13 protein-coding genes are annotated in these 18,091 nt (G+C 71.8%); 5 read left to right on the top strand and 8 right to left on the bottom strand.

Going from position 1 to position 18,091, the window contains the following annotated elements; genetic code table 11:
- Window positions 1-5 precede the first annotated feature (5 nt).
- The 4 genes from nuoL (at window position 6) to recQ (ending at window position 7,350) form a co-directional block, all read left to right on the top strand.
- Window positions 6-1,952 (top strand): NADH-quinone oxidoreductase subunit L, encoded by a 1,947-nt coding sequence (nuoL, locus tag ACZ4VF_RS19235; RefSeq protein ID WP_467927206.1) that lies wholly within the window; start codon window positions 6-8, stop codon window positions 1,950-1,952.
- 5 nt (window positions 1,953-1,957) lie between these two features.
- The gene (locus ACZ4VF_RS19230; RefSeq protein WP_467927204.1) at window positions 1,958-3,529 is read left to right on the top strand and encodes an NADH-quinone oxidoreductase subunit M; all 1,572 of its coding nucleotides are present in this window, start codon (window positions 1,958-1,960) and stop codon (window positions 3,527-3,529) included.
- A complete protein-coding gene (gene nuoN, locus ACZ4VF_RS19225) occupies window positions 3,526-5,175 on the top strand; it encodes an NADH-quinone oxidoreductase subunit NuoN (RefSeq protein ID WP_467927202.1) in 1,650 nt (549 codons plus the stop codon). The genes ACZ4VF_RS19230 and nuoN overlap by 4 nt, the downstream gene beginning before the upstream one ends.
- A 174-nt stretch (window positions 5,176-5,349) precedes the next feature.
- A complete protein-coding gene (recQ, locus tag ACZ4VF_RS19220; protein ID WP_467927201.1) occupies window positions 5,350-7,350 on the top strand; it encodes a DNA helicase RecQ in 2,001 nt (666 codons plus the stop codon).
- 28 nt (window positions 7,351-7,378) lie between these two features.
- On the opposite strand, the gene ACZ4VF_RS19215 is transcribed toward recQ, so the two are convergent.
- From ACZ4VF_RS19215 to fahA, 8 genes are all read right to left on the bottom strand, one after another.
- Complete coding sequence (locus ACZ4VF_RS19215; RefSeq protein WP_467927199.1) at window positions 7,379-10,150, bottom strand: fumarate reductase/succinate dehydrogenase flavoprotein subunit; 2,772 nt, start codon at window positions 10,148-10,150, stop codon at window positions 7,379-7,381.
- Between the two features lie 11 nt (window positions 10,151-10,161).
- Window positions 10,162-10,950: an ABC transporter ATP-binding protein gene (locus ACZ4VF_RS19210; RefSeq protein WP_467927198.1), complete on the bottom strand. Its 789-nt coding sequence runs from the start codon at window positions 10,948-10,950 to the stop codon at window positions 10,162-10,164.
- Window positions 10,934-11,848 (bottom strand): ABC transporter permease, encoded by a 915-nt coding sequence (locus tag ACZ4VF_RS19205; RefSeq protein ID WP_467927197.1) that lies wholly within the window; start codon window positions 11,846-11,848, stop codon window positions 10,934-10,936. The genes ACZ4VF_RS19210 and ACZ4VF_RS19205 overlap by 17 nt, the downstream gene beginning before the upstream one ends.
- Window positions 11,845-13,188 (bottom strand): ABC transporter substrate-binding protein, encoded by a 1,344-nt coding sequence (locus ACZ4VF_RS19200; protein ID WP_467927195.1) that lies wholly within the window; start codon window positions 13,186-13,188, stop codon window positions 11,845-11,847. The genes ACZ4VF_RS19205 and ACZ4VF_RS19200 overlap by 4 nt, the downstream gene beginning before the upstream one ends.
- Window positions 13,189-13,202: 14 nt before the next feature.
- Window positions 13,203-13,430 (bottom strand): 4Fe-4S dicluster domain-containing protein, encoded by a 228-nt coding sequence (locus ACZ4VF_RS19195; RefSeq protein WP_010986276.1) that lies wholly within the window; start codon window positions 13,428-13,430, stop codon window positions 13,203-13,205.
- A gap of 32 nt (window positions 13,431-13,462) precedes the next feature.
- Window positions 13,463-14,251 carry a GntR family transcriptional regulator gene (locus ACZ4VF_RS19190; RefSeq protein WP_467927194.1) on the bottom strand — a complete coding sequence of 263 codons (789 nt, stop codon included), beginning with the start codon at window positions 14,249-14,251 and terminating at the stop codon, window positions 13,463-13,465.
- A gap of 215 nt (window positions 14,252-14,466) precedes the next feature.
- Complete coding sequence (locus ACZ4VF_RS19185; RefSeq protein WP_467927193.1) at window positions 14,467-15,405, bottom strand: M56 family metallopeptidase; 939 nt, start codon at window positions 15,403-15,405, stop codon at window positions 14,467-14,469.
- A gap of 240 nt (window positions 15,406-15,645) precedes the next feature.
- The gene (fahA, locus tag ACZ4VF_RS19180; RefSeq protein ID WP_467927191.1) at window positions 15,646-16,863 is read right to left on the bottom strand and encodes a fumarylacetoacetase; all 1,218 of its coding nucleotides are present in this window, start codon (window positions 16,861-16,863) and stop codon (window positions 15,646-15,648) included.
- Between the two features lie 279 nt (window positions 16,864-17,142).
- On the opposite strand from fahA, the gene ACZ4VF_RS19175 reads away from it, so the two are divergent.
- Window positions 17,143-17,961 carry an HAD family hydrolase gene (locus ACZ4VF_RS19175; RefSeq protein ID WP_467927190.1) on the top strand — a complete coding sequence of 273 codons (819 nt, stop codon included), beginning with the start codon at window positions 17,143-17,145 and terminating at the stop codon, window positions 17,959-17,961.
- The last annotated feature ends 130 nt before the right edge of the window (window positions 17,962-18,091 follow it).

Genomic DNA, 18,091 nt, shown 5'->3' with positions numbered 1-18,091 from the left:
GAATCGTGGAGAACCTGATCGCGCTGCTCATCGCGGCGCCCCTGCTCGGAGCGGCCGTCCTCCTGGTCGGCGGCCGGCGGCTCGACGCCGTCGGCCACTGGATCGGCACCCTGCTGTCGTTCGTCTCCTTCGCCTTCGGTGTCGCGCTCTTCGCCGACCTGCTGGGCAGGGGAGCCGAGGACCGGACCCTGACGCAGCACCTGTTCAGCTGGGTTCCGGTGGCCGGCTTCCAGGCCGACGTCACCTTCCGCCTGGACCAGCTGTCCATGACGTTCGTGCTGCTCATCACGGGCGTCGGCTCGCTGATCCACCTGTACTCGATCGGGTACATGGAGCACGACGAGCGGCGCCGCCGCTTCTTCGGCTACCTGAACCTGTTCCTCGCGGCGATGCTGCTGCTCGTCCTCGCCGACAACTACCTGCTGCTGTACGTCGGCTGGGAGGGCGTCGGCCTCGCCTCGTACCTGCTGATCGGCTTCTGGCAGCACAAGCCCAGCGCCGCCACGGCCGCGAAGAAGGCCTTCCTGGTCAACCGCGTCGGCGACATGGGCCTGTCGATCGCGATCATGCTGATGTTCACCACCTTCGGCAGCTTCGCGTTCGGTCCGGTCCTCGGCCACACCGGCGACACCTCCGAGGGGAAGCTCACCGCGATCGGCCTGATGCTGCTGCTCGCCGCGTGCGGCAAGTCCGCCCAGGTGCCGCTCCAGTCCTGGCTCGGGGACGCCATGGAGGGCCCGACCCCGGTCTCCGCCCTCATCCACGCGGCGACGATGGTGACCGCGGGCGTCTACCTGATCGTCCGTTCCGGCGCGATCTTCAACGCCGCCCCCGACGCCCAGCTGGCCGTCACGGTCGTCGGTGCGGTCACGCTCCTGTTCGGTGCGATCGTCGGTTGCGCCAAGGACGACATCAAGAAGGCGCTGGCCGGCTCGACCATGTCGCAGATCGGCTACATGGTGCTGGCCGCCGGCCTCGGCCCCATCGGCTACGTCTTCGCCATCATGCACCTGGTGACGCACGGCTTCTTCAAGGCCGGTCTGTTCCTCGGCGCCGGCTCCGTGATGCACGGCATGAACGACGAGGTCGACATGCGCCGCTACGGCGGCCTGCGGAAGTACATGCCGGTCACGTTCGTCACCTTCGGCCTCGGCTACCTCGCCATCATCGGCTTCCCGGGCCTGTCCGGCTTCTTCTCCAAGGACAAGATCATCGAGGCGGCCTTCGCCAAGGGCGGCACCGAGGGCTGGATCCTCGGCGGCGCGGCCCTGCTCGGCGCGGCCATCACCGCCTTCTACATGACGCGCGTGATGCTGATGACGTTCTTCGGAGAGGAACGGTGGCGCGACGCCCCGACCCCCTCCCCCGCCCAGCCCAGCGTGGAGCCCGCGGCCGAGACCCGGGGCGAGCACGCCGAGCCGCACCCGCACGAGTCCCCGAAGGTCATGACGATCCCGATGATCGTCCTGGCCGTCGGATCCGTCTTCGGCGGCGGCTTCTTCAGCATCGGTGACCGCTTCCTCAACTGGCTGGAACCGGTCACCGGGCACGACCACGGCGACTCGCCGCTCAGCGCCGGCGTGATCACCGGAGCCACCATGGTCTGCCTGGTCGTCGGCGTGGCCATCGCCTGGGCGCAGTACGGCCGCAGGCCCGTCCCCGCCGTCGCCCCGCGCGGCTCCCTGCTCACCCGCGCCGCCCGCCGCGACCTGCTCCAGGACGACTTCAACCACGTCGTCCTGGTGCGCGGCGGCGAGCACCTCACGCGCTCCCTGGTGTACGTCGACCACACCCTGGTCGACGGCGTCGTCAACGGCACGGCGGCCGGCTTCGGCGGCCTGTCCGGACGGCTGCGCCGGCTCCAGAACGGCTTCGCCCGCTCCTACGCGGTCTCGATGTTCGGCGGCGCGGCACTCCTGGTCGCCGCGACCCTGCTGATGAGGGCGGTCTGATACCGATGTCCTTTCCCCTGCTGACAGCGACGGCGGCGCTCCCGGCGCTCGGGGCCGTCGCCACGGCCGCCGTACCGGCCGCCCGGCGCACCGCAGCCAAGTGGCTGGCGCTGGTCGTCTCCCTCGCCACGCTCGCCCTGGCGGTCGCCGTCCTGGTCCGCTTCGACCCGGGCGGCACCCGCTACCAGCTCACCGAGTCCCACGCCTGGATCAAGGACTTCGGGGTGAGGTACGAGCTGGGCGTCGACGGCATCGCGGTGGCGCTGATCGCGCTGACCGCCGTACTGATCCCGTTCATCATCCTCGCCGGCTGGCACGACGCCGACCCCCTGGAGACCGGCAGCCGCCGCTGGCGGCCCACCCAGGGCTTCTTCGCGCTGATCCTGGCGGTCGAGGCGATGGTGGTCATCTCCTTCGAGGCCACCGACGTCTTCGTCTTCTACATCTTCTTCGAAGCCATGCTCATCCCGATGTACTTCCTCATCGGCGGCTTCGGGGACCGGGCGCACGAGCACGGCGAGGAGACGGCGGCCACCCAGCGGTCGTACGCGGCGGTGAAGTTCCTGCTGTACAACCTGGTCGGCGGTCTGATCATGCTGGCCGCGGTGATCGGCCTCTACGTGGTCGCCGGGAACTTCTCGCTCACCGAGATCGCCGAGGCCCGCGCCAACGGCTCGCTGCACATGGCGACCAGCACCGAACGCTGGCTGTTCCTGGGCTTCTTCTTCGCCTTCGCGGTCAAGGCCCCGCTGTGGCCGCTGCACACCTGGCTGCCCAACGCCATGCAGGAGTCCACCGCCCCGGTCGCCGTGCTCATCACGGCGGTGGTCGACAAGGTGGGCACGTTCGCGATGCTCCGCTTCTGCCTCCAGCTGTTCCCGGCGGCGTCGAAGTGGGCGACACCCGTCATCCTCGTCCTCGCGCTGATCAGCATCGTCTACGGTGCGTTGCTCGCCGTCGGCCAGCGGGACATCAAGCGCCTGGTGGCGTACGCGTCGATCTCGCACTTCGGCTTCATCGTCATGGGCATCTTCGCGATGACCAGCCAGGGCCAGTCCGGCGCCACGCTCTACATGGTCAACCACGGCATCTCGACCGCCGCGCTGATGCTGGTCGCCGGCTTCCTGATCTCCCGGCGCGGCTCGCGCCTCATCGCCGACTACGGCGGTGTGCAGAAGGTCGCCCCGGTGCTCGCCGGCACCTTCCTGATCGGCGGCCTCGCCACTCTGTCGCTGCCCGGCCTGGCGCCGTTCGTCAGCGAGTTCCTGGTCCTGGTCGGCACGTTCACGCGGTACCCGGTGATCGGCATCATCGCCACCTTCGGCATCGTGCTCGCCGCGCTGTACACCCTGGTGCTGTACCAGCGGACGATGACCGGCCCGGTGAAGCCGGAGGTCTCGGCGATGCCCGACCTCCGCGTGCGTGAGCTGGTCGTCGTCGCCCCGCTGATCGTGCTGCTGATCTTCCTGGGCGTCTACCCGAAGCCCGTCACGGACATCGTCAACCCGGCGGTCAAACAGACCATGTCCGACGTACAGAAGAAGGACCCCAAGCCCGCAGTGGAGGCGGCCAAGTGAGCGCACCAGCCGTCCACAGCCTGTGGACAACAGCGGCCGACCCGATCTCGAAGATCGACGCGCCGAAAATCGAATACGGACAATTGTCGCCGACACTGATCGTCATCGGTGCGGCACTGGTCGGGGTGCTCATCGAGGCGTTCGTGCCGCGCCGGTCCCGCTACTGGGCGCAGGTGTTCGTGTCCGTCGTGGCCCTGTGCGCCGCGTTCGCCGCGGTCGTCGCCCTCGCGGCCGACGGGTACGGCACCACCAAGGCGCACATCGCGGCCATGGGGGCGATCGCGGTCGACGGCCCGGCCCTCTTCCTGCAGGGCACGATCCTCCTGGCCGGACTGGTCGGCCTGTTCACCTTCGCCGAGCGGCGCCTCGACCCGGCCGCGCACGGCAGGCGGGTCGACTCCTTCGCCGCGCAGGCCGCCTCCGTACCCGGAAGCGACAGCGAGAAGGCCGCGGTGAGAGCGGGCTTCACCACCACGGAGGTCTTCCCGCTCCTCCTCTTCGCGATCGGCGGCATGCTGGTCTTCCCGTCGGCCAACGACCTGCTGACCCTGTTCGTGGCCCTGGAGGTCTTCTCCCTCCCGCTGTACCTGCTGTGCGCGCTGGCCCGCCGCAAGCGGCTGATGTCGCAGGAGGCCGCGGTCAAGTACTTCCTGCTGGGCGCGTTCGCCTCCGCGTTCACCCTGTTCGGCATCGCGCTGCTGTACGGCTACGCGGGCTCGGTGTCGTACGCGCGCATCGCGCAGGTCGTGGACGGCACGGCCACCGACGTCGGCCCGGCGCTCGCGAACACCATGGGCAACGACGCACTGCTGCTGATCGGCGGCGCCATGCTCGTGATGGGCCTGCTGTTCAAGGTCGGCGCGGTGCCGTTCCACATGTGGACGCCCGACGTCTACCAGGGCGCGCCCACCCCGGTGACCGGCTTCATGGCGGCGGCGACCAAGGTGGCCGCGTTCGGCGCGCTGCTGCGCCTGCTGTACGTCGTCCTGCCCGGCCTGCGCTGGGACTGGCGGCCGGTCATGTGGGCCGTGGCGATCATCACCATGCTGGGCGGTGCGATCGTCGCCATCACCCAGACCGACATCAAGCGACTGCTGGCGTACTCGTCCATCGCGCACGCCGGCTTCATCCTCGCGGGTGTCATCGCCACCTCGAAGGACGGAGTGTCGTCCGTCCTCTTCTACCTGGCGGGCTACTCCTTCGTCACGATCGGCGCCTTCGCCGTGGTGACGCTGGTCCGCGACGCGGGCGGCGAGGCGACCCACCTGTCCAAGTGGGCGGGGCTGGGCCGCCGCTCCCCGTTGGTGGCGGCGGTCTTCGCGGTGTTCCTGCTGGCCTTCGCCGGAATCCCGCTGACCAGCGGTTTCGCCGGGAAGTTCGCCGTGTTCAAGGCCGCGGCGGACGGCGGTGCGGCGCCGCTGGTCGTGGTCGGTGTGATCTCCTCGGCGATCGCCGCGTTCTTCTACATCCGCGTGATCGTGCTGATGTTCTTCAGCGAGCCGAGGCCGGAGGGCCCAACCGTCGCCGTCCCGTCTCCGCTGACCATGGTCGCGATCGGCCTGGGCGTGGCGGTGACGCTCGTGCTGGGCGTGGCCCCGCAGTACTTCCTGGACCTGGCGAGCCAGGCGGGAGTGTTCGTGCGCTGACGTTCACCGCGTCCACGCCGCTGCCCGGCGCCCACTTCGAAGGGGGTGCCGGGCAGCTGTGCGGGCGGTGCCGTCGACGAACCTGTGGATAACTCCGAGGCTGTCGGTGCGGGCCCCTATGGTGGATGCAGCGGTCGAGAGACGACACACGGGGGACCGGCGGGGGACAGGACGATGGGCGTGACGGGCGGTATCAGCGAGATGACACAGGTGACCGAGGGACCGGGCACGGTCGACGGCGAGGCGTTGGCCACGCTCCACCGGGTCTTCGGGTACGACGCCTTCCGGGGCGAGCAGCAGGCGGTCATCGAGCACGTGGTGGCGGGCGGCGACGCCGTCGTCCTCATGCCGACCGGCGGCGGAAAGTCGCTCTGCTACCAGATCCCGGCCCTGGTCAGGCCCGGCACCGGCGTGGTGGTCTCACCGCTGATCGCCCTCATGCAGGACCAGGTGGACGCCCTGCGCGCCCTCGGCGTCCGCGCCGGCTTCATGAACTCCACGCAGGACTTCGACGAGCGGCGGGTGGTCGAGGCCGAGTTCCTGGCCGGCGAACTGGACCTGCTGTACCTCGCGCCGGAGCGGCTGCGCCTGGACGCCACGCTGGACCTGCTCTCCCGCGGCAAGATCTCCGTCTTCGCCATCGACGAGGCCCACTGCGTGTCCCAGTGGGGCCACGACTTCCGCCCCGACTACCTCTCCCTGTCCCTGCTGGGCGAGCGCTGGCCGGACGTCCCGCGGATCGCCCTCACCGCCACGGCCACCCACGCCACCCACCAGGAGATCACCCAGCGGCTCAACCTGCCGACGGCCCGCCACTTCGTCGCCAGTTTCGACCGCCCCAACATCCAGTACCGGATCGTGCCCAAGGCCGACCCCAGGAAGCAGCTGCTCGCCTTCCTCCGCGAGGAGCACGCGGGCGACGCCGGCATCGTGTACTGCCTCTCGCGCAACTCCGTGGAGCGCACGGCGGAGTTCCTGACCGCCAACGGCGTCTCCGCGGTGCCGTACCACGCGGGCCTGGACGCGGCCACGCGCGCGGCGCACCAGTCCCGGTTCCTGCGCGAGGACGGCCTGGTCGTGGTGGCGACCATCGCGTTCGGCATGGGCATCGACAAGCCGGACGTCCGCTTCGTCGCCCACCTGGACCTGCCCAAGTCGATCGAGGGCTACTACCAGGAGACCGGCCGTGCGGGCCGCGACGGCCTGCCGTCCACGGCATGGATGGCATACGGCCTGAACGACGTCGTGCAGCAGCGCAAGCTCATCCAGACCGGCGAGGGCGACGAGGCGTTCCGCCGCCGGGCCGCCGCCCACCTCGACGCCATGCTCGCGCTGTGCGAGACCGCCCAGTGCCGCCGCGGCCAGCTGCTCGCCTACTTCGGCCAGGACGCCGACGCCGCGGGCTGCGGCAACTGCGACACGTGCCTCACGCCGCCCGAGACGTGGGACGGCACGATCGCCGCGCAGAAGGTGCTGTCCACGGTGGTGCGACTGCAGCGGGAACGCGGGCAGAAGTTCGGCGCGCTGCAGATCGTGGACATCCTGCTCGGCAAGCGCACCGGCAAGGTGATCCAGTTCGACCACGACCAGCTGTCCGTCTTCGGCATCGGCCAGGACCTCACCGAGGGCGAGTGGCGGGGCGTCATCCGGCAGCTGCTGGCCCAGGGGCTCCTCGCGGTCGAGGGGGAGTACGGCACGCTGGTCCTCACCGAGGCGAGCGGCTCCGTACTGCGGCGCGAGCGCGAGGTGCCGCTGCGCAAGGAGCCGAAGAAACCGGCCGCCTCCCGGTCGCGGTCCGGCGGCTCCGCCGGGGGCGCCGGCAAGGCCAAGGCAGCCGCGGCCGAACTGCCCGACGCGCTGCTCCCCGCCTTCGAGGCCCTGCGGGCCTGGCGCGCCGAGCAGGCTCGGGAACAGGGCGTCCCGGCCTACGTCATCTTCCACGACGCCACCCTGCGGGAGATCGTGTCCCGCCGGCCCGGATCGGTGGAGGAGCTGGGCACGGTGAGCGGCGTCGGGGAGAAGAAGCTGGCGACGTACGGGGAGGGCGTGATCCAGGTGCTGGCCTCACTGGACGGGCCGGCCCCGGCCGCCGCCGACGCCCCGGACAGCGACGACGCCCCGGACGCCGACTGGCCCGAGCCCTCGGACGAGCCCGAGCCCGACGACTGGATATAGCCGGACACTGCCGCGTGCGGTCGGAGGCTCACAGCCCCCGCGCCGCGTAGGCCCGGACGTCCGCGTCCGAGTCCGCCGTGGCCGTGGCGAGGGCCGCGCGGGCCTCCGCCGAGGTCCGGTGCCGGCTCAGGGCCAGGACCGCCGCCTTACGGACGTCGGCGTTCGGGTCGGCGAGGGCCTTCGCGAGGGCGGGGACGGCCGAGTCGGCGGGCGCGGCCGACAGTGCCGTCGCGGCGCCGGACCGTACCTGCCAGGCCGGGTCCGACAGCGCGGCCACGGCACGCGCGGCCAGTTCCTGCGGGCAGCCGGTGTCGGCCAGCGCACCGAGCGCGGCGCCGCGCACCAGCGTGTCGCCGTCCTCGGTGAGCCGGTCCAGCGCGGCGGTGATCAGGTCCCGGTCGGCCGTGGTGCGGACGACCGCTCCTACGGTGGCCAGGGCCTTCGCCACGGTGACCCGTACCTCCCTGGAGGGATCGTCCGCCGCGCCCGCCAGGGGCCGGACCGCGTCCACCGAGACGAGCCCCCGCACGGCCTCCGTCCGGACGGTGATGTCGGGGTCGTCCAGCGCCGCCGCGAACACCCCGCTCTCGCCGAGCCGGAGGGCCCGCAGCACATCGAGGGCAGCGGCCCGCACCACGGGGTCGGCCTGGCCGAGCGCGTCGACGAGGGCGGCGCCCAGAGCCGGCTCGGGCGGCAGCGTCTCGACGAGCTCCCGCAGGGAGGCCGCGGCCGCCGCCCGGACCCCGGCATCGGGGTCGGCGAGCGCGCCGGCGACGGCCTGACCGGTGCCGGACGGCACGGTCTCCGTGAGCACCGCGACGGCCGTACGGCGCACAGCGGGATCCGGGTCGGCCAAGTACGGCTCGATCGCCGCGAGTTCGGGCTCCGCCTCGGCCAGCCCGAGCAGCTCCAGCAGCCGGGGAGAGGCGGCGTCCTGCCCGTCCGCCCGGTCCACGGCACCGGCACCGGCGGTATGCGCGGACGCGGGCCGCACGGCCACCGGTGCCACCTCGCGGGACCCGGCCGTGGCCACGTGCTCGGGACGGACCTCGCCCAGATGCCGGGAAGGACCGCCGACAGGCGCGAACTCCTCCACCGGCACCAGATAGGGAGCCACGGGACGGGCCGTGAACTCCATCGCACCAGAGGGGGACTTGTGCAGATCGAGATGATGGAACCAGGCCGCGTCGTCGCGCTCGGGATGATCGAGACGATCATGGTAGAGACCCCAGCGGGACTCGGTACGGGCCAGAGAGGCGCGGGCGGCCATCTCCGCGCAGTCGCGTATGAAGGTGACCTCGGCACAGCGCATCAGCTCATGCGGGGTGCGGGCACCCATCGAGGCGATGTCGGCGCGCATCCGCTCGAATGCCTCCAGCGCGAGGGAGAGCCGCGCGCCGGACTTCGGCGGTGCCACGTAGTCGTTCACGAAGCGGCGCAGCTTGTACTCGACCTGGGGCTGCGGCGGGCCGTCCGGATTGCGCAGCGGGCGGTAGATCAACTCGTGGGCCTCGCGCACCTGGTCCGCGGGAAGCGGACCCTCGTACGCCCTGTACCGGGCGGCGTCCGCGCCGGCGAGGTCGCCGAAGACGAAGGCACCGATCATGTAGTTGTGCGGCACGCAGGCGAGATCGCCGGCGGCGTACAGACGGGGGACGGTCGTACGCGCGTGGTCGTCGACGCGGACACCCGAGGCGGAGTGGCCGCCGCACAGGCCGATCTCGGAGATGTGCATCTCGACGTCGTGGGTGCGGTAGTCGTGCCCGCGGCCGGCGTGGAAGGTGCCGCGGGTGGGCCGCTCGGTGGAGTGCAGGATCGACTCCAGGGCGGAGATCGACTCCTCGGGAAGATGGCTGAGCTTGAGGTAGACCGGGCCCCGGTCGCCGGCGACCTCGGCGGCGAACTCGGCCATCATCTGCCCCGACCAGTAGTCGGAGTCGACGAAACGCTCGCCGTGCCGGTTCACCTGGTAGCCGCCGAACGGGTTGGCGACGTAGGCGCAGGCCGGGCCGTTGTAGTCCTTGATCAACGGGTTGATCTGGAAGCACTCGATGCCGGTCAGCTCGGCGCCCGCGTGGTAGGCCATGGCGTACCCGTCCCCGGCGTTGGTGGGGTTCTCGTAGGTGCCGTAGAGGTAACCGGAGGCGGGCAGGCCGAGCCGGCCGCAGGCACCGGTCGCCAGGATCACCGCGCCCGCCCGGACGGTGACGAACGCGCCGGTACGGGTGTGGAACCCCACCACACCCACGGCCCGCCCGCCCGCGGTGAGGACCCGGACCGGCATCACCCGGTTCTCGATCCGGATCCGCTCCCGCATCTCGCGCCGCCGCAACTGCCGGTACAGGACCTTCTTGACATCCTTGCCCTCTGGCATCGGCAGTACGTACGAGCCGGAGCGATGGACCTGGCGGACCGCGTACTCACCGCGCTCGTCCTTCTCGAACTTGACCCCGTACGACTCCAGCCGCTGGACCATCGCGAAGCCGCGCGTGGCGGTCTGGCGGACGGTGGACTGGTCGACGATGCCGTCGTTGGCACGGGTGATCTCCGCGACGTAGTCGTCGGGTTCGGCGCGGCCGGGGACGACAGCGTTGTTGACGCCGTCCATGCCCATGGCGAGCGCGCCGGAGTGCCGGACGTGGGCCTTCTCCAGCAGCAGGACGTTCGCGCCGCGCTCCGCGGCGGTCAGGGCGGCCATGGTGCCGGCGGTGCCACCGCCGACGACGAGGACATCACAGGTCAGCTCCTCGGCATCGGTGACGGCGGGGATCTTCAGGGAGGTGGGCGCGAGGGTGGTCACCGGGATGCCTTTCAGGAGCCGAGCGAGCTGAGGACGGCGCGACGCAGCGCCACGCGGGCTGGATCGTCGAAGGCCGCACGGTCGCGGGGGCGCGGCACCTCACGTACGGCGGACACCCGCCCGGAACCGAGCAGGGCCACACGGTCGCCGAGGAAGAGGGCCTCGTCCACGTCGTGCGTGACGAACACGACGGTCGCGCCCGTCCCCCGCAGCACCTCCACCAGCAGGTCCTGCATGCCGGACCGGGTCTGCGCGTCGAGGGCGCCGAAGGGCTCGTCCATGAGGACCGCGCGCGGGCTGTCCGCCAAGGCCCGGGCCAACTGGGCACGCTGGCGCTGCCCGCCGGACACACGGTGCGGCAACTGCCCGGCCTGCTCGCTCAGTCCGACCCGTGCGAGCCACGACGCGGCCCGCGAACGCCGCTCCGCGCGCGGGACGCCCCTGATGGCCAGGGGAAGTTCGACGTTTCCGCGCAGGGTGCGCCAGGGCAGCAGCGCGTCCTCCTGGAAGACCAGCGCGCGGTCGGCGGACGGCCCGGTCAGCGGACTGCCGTCCACCTCGGCCGTGCCGCCCAGCGGCGACAGCAGCCCGGCGAGCGTCCGCAACAGGGTGGACTTGCCGCAGCCGGAGGGGCCGACGACGGTGAGGATCTCGCCGGGGGCGACGTCGAGGTCGACATCCGACAGGACCGGCGCGTCCGGGCGGCCGAGGACGGCGGAGCGGAAAGCCAGCCGGGTGCCGCGCACGTCTTCCGTTGCCGGTGCGGCGGGAGCGGTCGCGGTTTCAGACGAGGTGCTCATCACGGGCCTCCTCGGTGTGCTCCTGGCCCTGCTGCTCGGACTGGGCCTTCTGCTCGGGCTCGCGGTCGGGTCGGGCGGGGGCGGCGAGCGGCCGGGGCGTGCGGGGACGTCCTCCGGGGACGTACGAGGTGCGGGGCAGCCAGCGGGTCAGCCGGCGGCCGAGGAGTTCCACGGCCGTGGAGGTGATCCAGCCGAGCACGCCGATCGTGACCATGCCGATGAACACACCGGGGTAGTTCACCACCGTGTAGTCCTGCCAGGTGCGGTAGCCGACCCCGTACTGGCCGGAGATCATCTCCGCGGAGATCACGCAGATCCACGACACGCCGATGCCCACCGACAGCCCGCCGAAGATGCCGGGAAGGGCTCCCGGCAGTACGACCGAACCGAGGATCCGGAGCCGGCCGGCGCCCATCGTGCGCACCGCCTCCTCCCAGACCGGGGTCAGCGCGCGGACCGCGTGCCGGGTGGAGACCAGCACGGGGAAGAAGGCGGCGGTGCAGGTGATGAAGACGATGCCCTGCTCGTTCGAGGGGAACAACAGGATCGCGACCGGGACCAGGGCGATCGCCGGGATCGGCCGGACGACCTCCAGCACCGGGCCGAGCAGGTCCTCGGCAAGGCGGGAGCGGGCCACGAGCACGCCGACCGCCACGCCGAGGACGGCCGCCAGCGCGAAGCCGGTCAGAATACGGGTGAGGCTGTCGGTGAGATCGGTCCAGTAGTCGTCGCCGGCGAGCCGGCCGGCGAAGGCACGGGCCACGTCGGCGACCGTCGGGAACTGCGAGAACCGCAGCCACAGGTCGACCTTCAGGCTGGTCACCAGCTGCCACAGGCCGAGGGCGGCGGCCAGGGACACCGTCCGCAGCGCATAGCGGGAGAGAGGCCGCCGGGTCATGAGGCCCGCTCCAAAGCCTCGCGGAACGACACGGTGCGGGCGCCGCCGTGTGCGGTGAGGTAATCCCGTGCGGTCGCGGGGGCGACGAAGGGCAGCAACCGGTCGCCGTCGGCCACCCAGACCGCCTTGTCGGCGAACCAGCGGGTGCCGGTGGTGGCATCGGGCACATAGGCGGCACGGATGCGGTCCTGGTGTGCGGCCAGGTAGGCCAGCAGTTGCTTCGGGGACTTGAAGGAGAGGGTCTTCTCGCTGCCCTTGGGCCACGCCTCGCCGGCTGCCGGCGGGGGCGACGCATTGAGCGACCCGGTGTACGACGCGCCGAGGGCCTTCTTCACGTAACGGTCGTCGACGAAGGAGTCCACATCGATGTCACCGGTCAGCTTGGCGGACTTCAGCACGGACACGTCCTGCTTCAGGGCGGAGACGAGCCGGGGGCTGAGCGCCGGGCCGAACGTGGCGATGCCGTGGGCGCCGTTGTACAGGTAGACGACCTCGGCGGGCAGGCCGGTCGCCTCGGCGACCTTCTCGGCCGCGGTGACGGGATGACCGTTGAGGTAGTCCGTCGCCCGCGACTGGGCCTTGAGGAAGGCTTCCAGGACGGCCGGATGCTGCCGGGCGAAGTCCTCTCGGGCGGTGACGCCGTGGAACGTGGGCAGATTCAGCTGGGCGCCGTCGTACAGGGCCTTGGCCTTGCCCTGGTAGGTGAGCAGGCCTGGCCAGGCGACGAACTGGGACAGGGCGTCCACGCTGCCCGCCGACAGCGCGGAAGCACCCACCGCGGGCTGCTGGTTGAGCTTGGAGATCCCCTTGTCCGGGTCGATGCCGGCTCTCTGCAGGGCCCGTACGAGCGTGCCGTCGGCGGCCGAGCCGATGCTCGTGGAGACCTTCTTGCCCTTCAGGTCCTGGAGGGACGTGATCGAGGAGTCCGGTGCGGTGACGATCGTGTTGAGTCCGCCGCGCAGGTTGTAGCCGGTGACGGAGACCAGATGGGTCGGCCGGCCGAGCTGCTTGCCGCGGGCCGCGTTGAGCAGGAGGGGGAAGTCGCCCATCGAACCGATGTCGATCTTGCCGGCGGTCATCTGGGCGGTGATCGGGGCGCCGGTGGCGTAGTCCTGCCAGTCGACCTTGTACGTGTGCCCGTCGTGCAGGGAGTCGAGCTGCTTCTCGAAGTAGCCGAGGGACCGCAGCAGCGTCCCGGCGGTGACGGTGTTGATGGTCTTCGACTGGTAGCCGACGGTCACGGTGACCGTGGAGCCGCTGCCCGCCTCGGCGCTGCCGCCGCAGGCGGACAGGGGCAGCAGGAGGCCGGCGGCGGACAGGGCGACTGTCGTGCGCTTCATGATGGATGTACCTCTCACCGCAGCAGGTAGGGCATGTTGACCGTGACGGCTCCGGTGGGGCAGCGGGCCGCGCACGGGCCGCAGTACCAGCACTCGTCGACGTGCATGTACGCCTTGCCGTTGCTCTCGTCGATGGCGAGGGAGTCCAGCGGGCACATGTCCACACAGAGCGTGCAGCCGTCGATGCACTTCGACTCGTCGATGGTCACGGGCACGTCGGCCCGCTGGGGCGCCAAGGGCATGGCTGTCTCCAGGGAATGTGCAGGCGGGGCGGTTACGACCGGTGCAGCAGGCCGCTCATCGTGATGCGGTCGCCGCGGAAACGGATGAACTCCAGGTCGACGGGGCGGCCGTCGGCGAGGTGCGTGAGGCGCTCCAGCATCAGTGCGGCGGCACCGCGCGGGGCCTGGAGCACGGCTGCGGAGTGGGCGTCCGCGTTCACCGCCTCCAGGGTGATCTCGGCGTGGCCGAGGCGCTGGCCGGTGATGGCTTCCAGGAGGCGGAAGACATCGGTGTTCTCCAGGTCGGCACCGAGCAGTGCGGTACCGATGTCGAGCGGGATGTAGGTGAGGTCGAGAGAGAGCGGGAGGCCGTTCAGGCGGCGCAGGCGTTCGATGTAGAGGACGTCGGCGCCCGCTGGAACGCGGAGGCGTTCGGCCACGGGGACGGGTGCGGGGGCGGGGCCCATGGTGCGGACCTCGTTGGTGACACGGCCGTGTTCGCGGAGGGTTTCCGCGAGGCCCATCAGACGGTCGAGCCCGTGCGGGTACTTCCGGGCGACGACAACGGTGCCGACTCCCGGCAGCCGGTCCACCAGGCCCTCCGCCCGGAGCAGGTCAAGGGCCTGGCGGACGGTGTTGCGGGAGGTGCGGTAGTCGGTGGCGAGAGTGGACTCGTGGGGGAACGCGCCGTCCCCGAAGGCGCCGGTGAGGATCTGGCGGCGCAGCAGGTCGGCGAGCTGCCGGGCCCGGTCCGCCCGCAGCCGACGCCGTGCGCGATGGGCGGCGACGGTGCTCGCGGCGCCCTGCCCGGCGTGGTCTCGGGGGCGGTCGGTGGCTGGCATGGCTGGAACCATACCTATGCGGTAGGGAATGGCGTGTTGCAGAAGTGTTGCGCCATGTACGGCCACCGGGTCCGGGCCGCTGAGCTGGGTTTTCTCACGGACTGGGGCAAGATCTGCCACCCGCCGGACTGGTCGGACAGTGCCGTCAGGGCAGAGCCCGGGGCAGTGCCGTCAGAGCCGGGACGGAGCCGTCAGGACAGCGTCAGGACAATGCGTCAGGACAGTGCTGTCAGGCCCGGGGCGAAGGTGATCAGCAGCGGCAGCAGGGGGACCAGCGCGGCCACCGTCGTCGTCAGTGCCCGGTGCCGGAGCAGCAGCCGCGGCGGCGGCTCCAGCAGGCGGTCGACCCGCTCGCCCAGCAGGCGGCGGCTGGAGTCGCAGGACAGGACGCCCCGGTGCTGGTTCAGCTCGATCAGGGCGAGGGCCGTGGTGAGGTGCCCGCAGCGGCGGGACGCCGTGTCGTCGGCGGCCAGTTCGACCAGGCGGTGCGTCTGGTCGCAGAAGTGGGCGAAGAGCGGCACCCGCGGGAAGCCCGTGGCGAGGGCGGTGGACAGGTGCAGCAGCCAGTCGTGGTGGGCGCGGGCGTGCCCGCGCTCGTGGGTGAGGACAGCGTCCAGCTGGAGGTCGGTGAGACGGTGCAGCGCTCCCGTGGTGACGACCAGTTGGGGCGGGTGTCCCGGCATCCACCAGGCGTCCGGGTACTCGTCCTCCAGCACCAGCATCGGCCCGCGCGCCGCGGGGAGCCCGGCCGGCAGTTCGGGGGCGCGCTCACGCAGGTGCGCGCGGGCCTGGCCCCGGCTGCGGCGGGCCTCGACGAGTTCCCGGGCCAGCATCGCCGTCGTCCAGGCCGCCCCGCAGGCCAGCAGCACGGTGAGCGCCGCCGCCCACAGCGGCGCGGTGGACAGGTCGTAGGCCGCGGTGACCGCGGGCGGCGCGGGGGCGAACACGCGGTCGCGGACGGTGTGGAAGACGGCCGCCGCGCCCAGCACCAGCGCGGTCAGGCAGCACAGGAGCACGGTCGCGACCAGGCACTGCCACACCCACAGCGCGACCACGGGTTCCCGCTCGGGCCACGCGGCACGGGTCAGCGCGCGCGGTGCCGGTACGGCGGCCGTGAGGGCTACGACGCTCAGCAGGAGCAGGCAGACGGTCATGCCGGGGCTCCGGTTCCTGGTCGGCGAGGTGTGCGGGTGTGGGTGGTGCCGGGCATGCGGCACGCGACGGCGGCTCACGCGCGGTGCGTGTCCCCGTCAGTATGACGAAGACGGGCGCTGCGAGTCAGGTGTCGGCGGCGATACGGCCGGACCGTGGCACACGCGCGTGGACGGTTGTCGTACCGCCACGCGCGCGTGCCCGTGCCGGGCCGGCGCCGGCCCGGCACCACCGGCCGCGGGTCAGCCCGTCACGACCCGCCCGCTGACCTCGCCCAGTCCGACCCGGCGCCCGTCCGCGCCGGGAGCCCAGGCCGACAGGGTCACCACGTCCCCGTCCTCCAGGAACGTCCGCTTGCCGTCGGGGAGGTCGAGGGGATCGCGGCCGTTCCAGGTCAGCTCCAGCAGGGAGCCGCGCTGGTTCTCGTCCGGGCCGCTCACCGTGCCCGAGCCGTACAGGTCGCCGGTGCGCAGCGAGGCACCGTTGACCGTCATGTGGGCGAGTTGCTGCGCGGCGGTCCAGTACATCGTGGAGAACGGGGGCTCGGAGACCACATGGCCGTTGATCGCGACGGAGATGCGGAGGTCGTAGCCGCCGGGCTCGGTGCCGGGCGCCGAGTCGTCCAGGTAGGGCAGCAGCGGGTGCGTGCGCTCCGGGGGTGCCACGCGCGCGTGCTCCAGCGCTTCGAGCGGGGTGATCCACGCCGACACGGAGGTGGCGAAGGACTTGCCGAGGAACGGGCCGAGGGGGACGTACTCCCAGGCCTGGACGTCCCGCGCGGACCAGTCGTTCAGCAGGCACAGCCCGAACACGTGCTCCCGGAAGTCGCCGAGCGCGACCGGGTTGCCCAGTCGGGAGGGCACGCCCACGACGAAGCCGACCTCGGCCTCGATGTCCAGCCGGATCGACGGGCCGAAGACGGGCGAGGGGTCGCCGGGGCCCTTGCGCTGCCCGGACGGCCGTACGACGTCGGTGCCCGAGACGACGACCGTGCCGGAGCGGCCGTGGTAGCCGATCGGCAGGTGCTTCCAGTTGGGGGTGAGGGAGTCCTCGGCGTCCGGGCGGAAGATCTGGCCGACGTTGCGGGCGTGGTTCTCCGAGGCGTAGAAGTCGACGTAGTCCGCGACCTCGAACGGCAGGTGCAGGGTCACCTCGGACAGGGGGTGGAACAGCGGCTCGACGGTCTCGCGGTGTGCCGGGTCCGTGATCCAGGAGGTGACGGCGCGCCGTACGTCCGACCAGGTGGAGCGGCCGGCGGCGAGCAGCGGGTTGAGGGTGGGCCGGGCGAGCAGCGCCTGGTGGGGCGAGCCGAGCGCCGCGGCCGTGGCGCCCGCGTCGAGGACGTGGTTCCCGAGCCGGACGCCGATCCTCCGCTCCGTGCTGCCGGAGGGCGAGAACACGCCATAGGGAAGGTTGTGCGGACCGAAGGGGTCGCCCTCGGGGACGTCGAAGGGGGGCATGGGGTGCTGCCTCACTCTCATCCGGGCCATGCACGGCGTGGCGTTCCATGTGATCGGGCCACACGTTACGGCCGACTCGCATGTCTTGGGCAGTGACGCACTCCGGAGAGGTGTTCACCGCGCGCGGCCGTCGCGGTGCACCGGCCTGTCCCGGCCGGCGCATGTGCCGGAGGCACGTGCTCATCCCGGCGTCCGCGAACGCCCTTTGGGGCCGTACGGCGGGTAAGTGCGGGGAAAGACAGGTGAGTCGGCGGGGAACCGTGTCCGTATTCTCTGATCATGGCACCCTCCCCGGCATATGCGCTGATCGCCACTGACCTGGACGGAACGTTGCTGCGTGGCGACGACACCGTCTCCGACCGGTCGCTCGCCGCGCTCGCGCGGGTCGTGCGGGCCGGCGCCCGGCACCTGGTGGTGACGGGCCGCCCGGCGCCGCGGGTGCGGCCGTTACTGGCGGACCTCGGCTGCACGGGGCTCGCGGTGTGCGGACAGGGGGCGCAGGTCTACGACGCCGGGTCACACCGTCTGCTGTGGTCGGTCCGGCTGGACCGGGAGCTGGCCGAGACCGCGCTCGGCAAGATCGAGGCGGAGGTGGGGCAGGTCTACGCGGCGGTCGACCAGGACGGCGTGGACGGGCTCACGCTCATCGAGCCCGGCTACCGGATGCCCCATCCGACGCTGCCCGCGGTAGCCGTCGGCCGGCGGGACGATCTGTGGCGTGAGCCCATCAGCAAGGTGCTGCTGCGGCACGCCTCCCTGTCCGACGACGAGCTGGCGGCGGTGGCCCGCTCGGCGGTGGGTTCGCTGGCGACGGTCACCATGTCGGGTCCGGGGACCGTGGAGCTGCAGCCGAGGGGGGTGACGAAGGCGACCGGGCTGGCACTGGCCGCCGAGCGGCTCGGGGTGGCTGCCGACCGGGCCCTCGCCTTCGGCGACATGCCCAACGACATCCCGATGTTCGACTGGGCCGGGCGCGGTGTCGCGATGGCCAACGCCCACCCCGAACTGAAGGCGGTGGCAGACGAGGTCACCTTGTCGAACGAGGACGACGGGATCGCCGTCGTCCTCGAAGGACTCTTCCCGGCCGACCGGCCGTGACGACCGGCCGTGACGACCGGCCGTGACGACCGGCCGACGGTGACGACGGGCCGGCCGTGACGACCGGCTGTGACGACGGGCCGGCCGTAACGATCGGCCGACGGTGACGACGGGCCGGCGGCGACGGCCG

It is taken from the genome of Streptomyces sp. NPDC029151 (assembly GCF_055564315.1).
Note: the sequence above shows the minus strand (reverse complement) of the source record. Positions and strands in the feature narration are given on the sequence as shown.

Coding starts and splice junctions, on each gene's coding strand:
- ACZ4VF_RS19230 (WP_467927204.1), top strand. CDS start 1,958: ATGTCCTTTCCCCTGCTGACAGCGACGGCGGCGCTCCCGGCGCTCGGG.
- recQ (WP_467927201.1), top strand. CDS start 5,350: ATGGGCGTGACGGGCGGTATCAGCGAGATGACACAGGTGACCGAGGGA.
- ACZ4VF_RS19210 (WP_467927198.1), bottom strand. CDS start 10,950: ATGAGCACCTCGTCTGAAACCGCGACCGCTCCCGCCGCACCGGCAACG.
- ACZ4VF_RS19205 (WP_467927197.1), bottom strand. CDS start 11,848: ATGACCCGGCGGCCTCTCTCCCGCTATGCGCTGCGGACGGTGTCCCTG.
- ACZ4VF_RS19200 (WP_467927195.1), bottom strand. CDS start 13,188: ATGAAGCGCACGACAGTCGCCCTGTCCGCCGCCGGCCTCCTGCTGCCC.
- ACZ4VF_RS19195 (WP_010986276.1), bottom strand. CDS start 13,430: ATGCCCTTGGCGCCCCAGCGGGCCGACGTGCCCGTGACCATCGACGAG.
- ACZ4VF_RS19190 (WP_467927194.1), bottom strand. CDS start 14,251: ATGCCAGCCACCGACCGCCCCCGAGACCACGCCGGGCAGGGCGCCGCG.
- ACZ4VF_RS19185 (WP_467927193.1), bottom strand. CDS start 15,405: ATGACCGTCTGCCTGCTCCTGCTGAGCGTCGTAGCCCTCACGGCCGCC.
- fahA (WP_467927191.1), bottom strand. CDS start 16,863: ATGCCCCCCTTCGACGTCCCCGAGGGCGACCCCTTCGGTCCGCACAAC.
- ACZ4VF_RS19175 (WP_467927190.1), top strand. CDS start 17,143: ATGGCACCCTCCCCGGCATATGCGCTGATCGCCACTGACCTGGACGGA.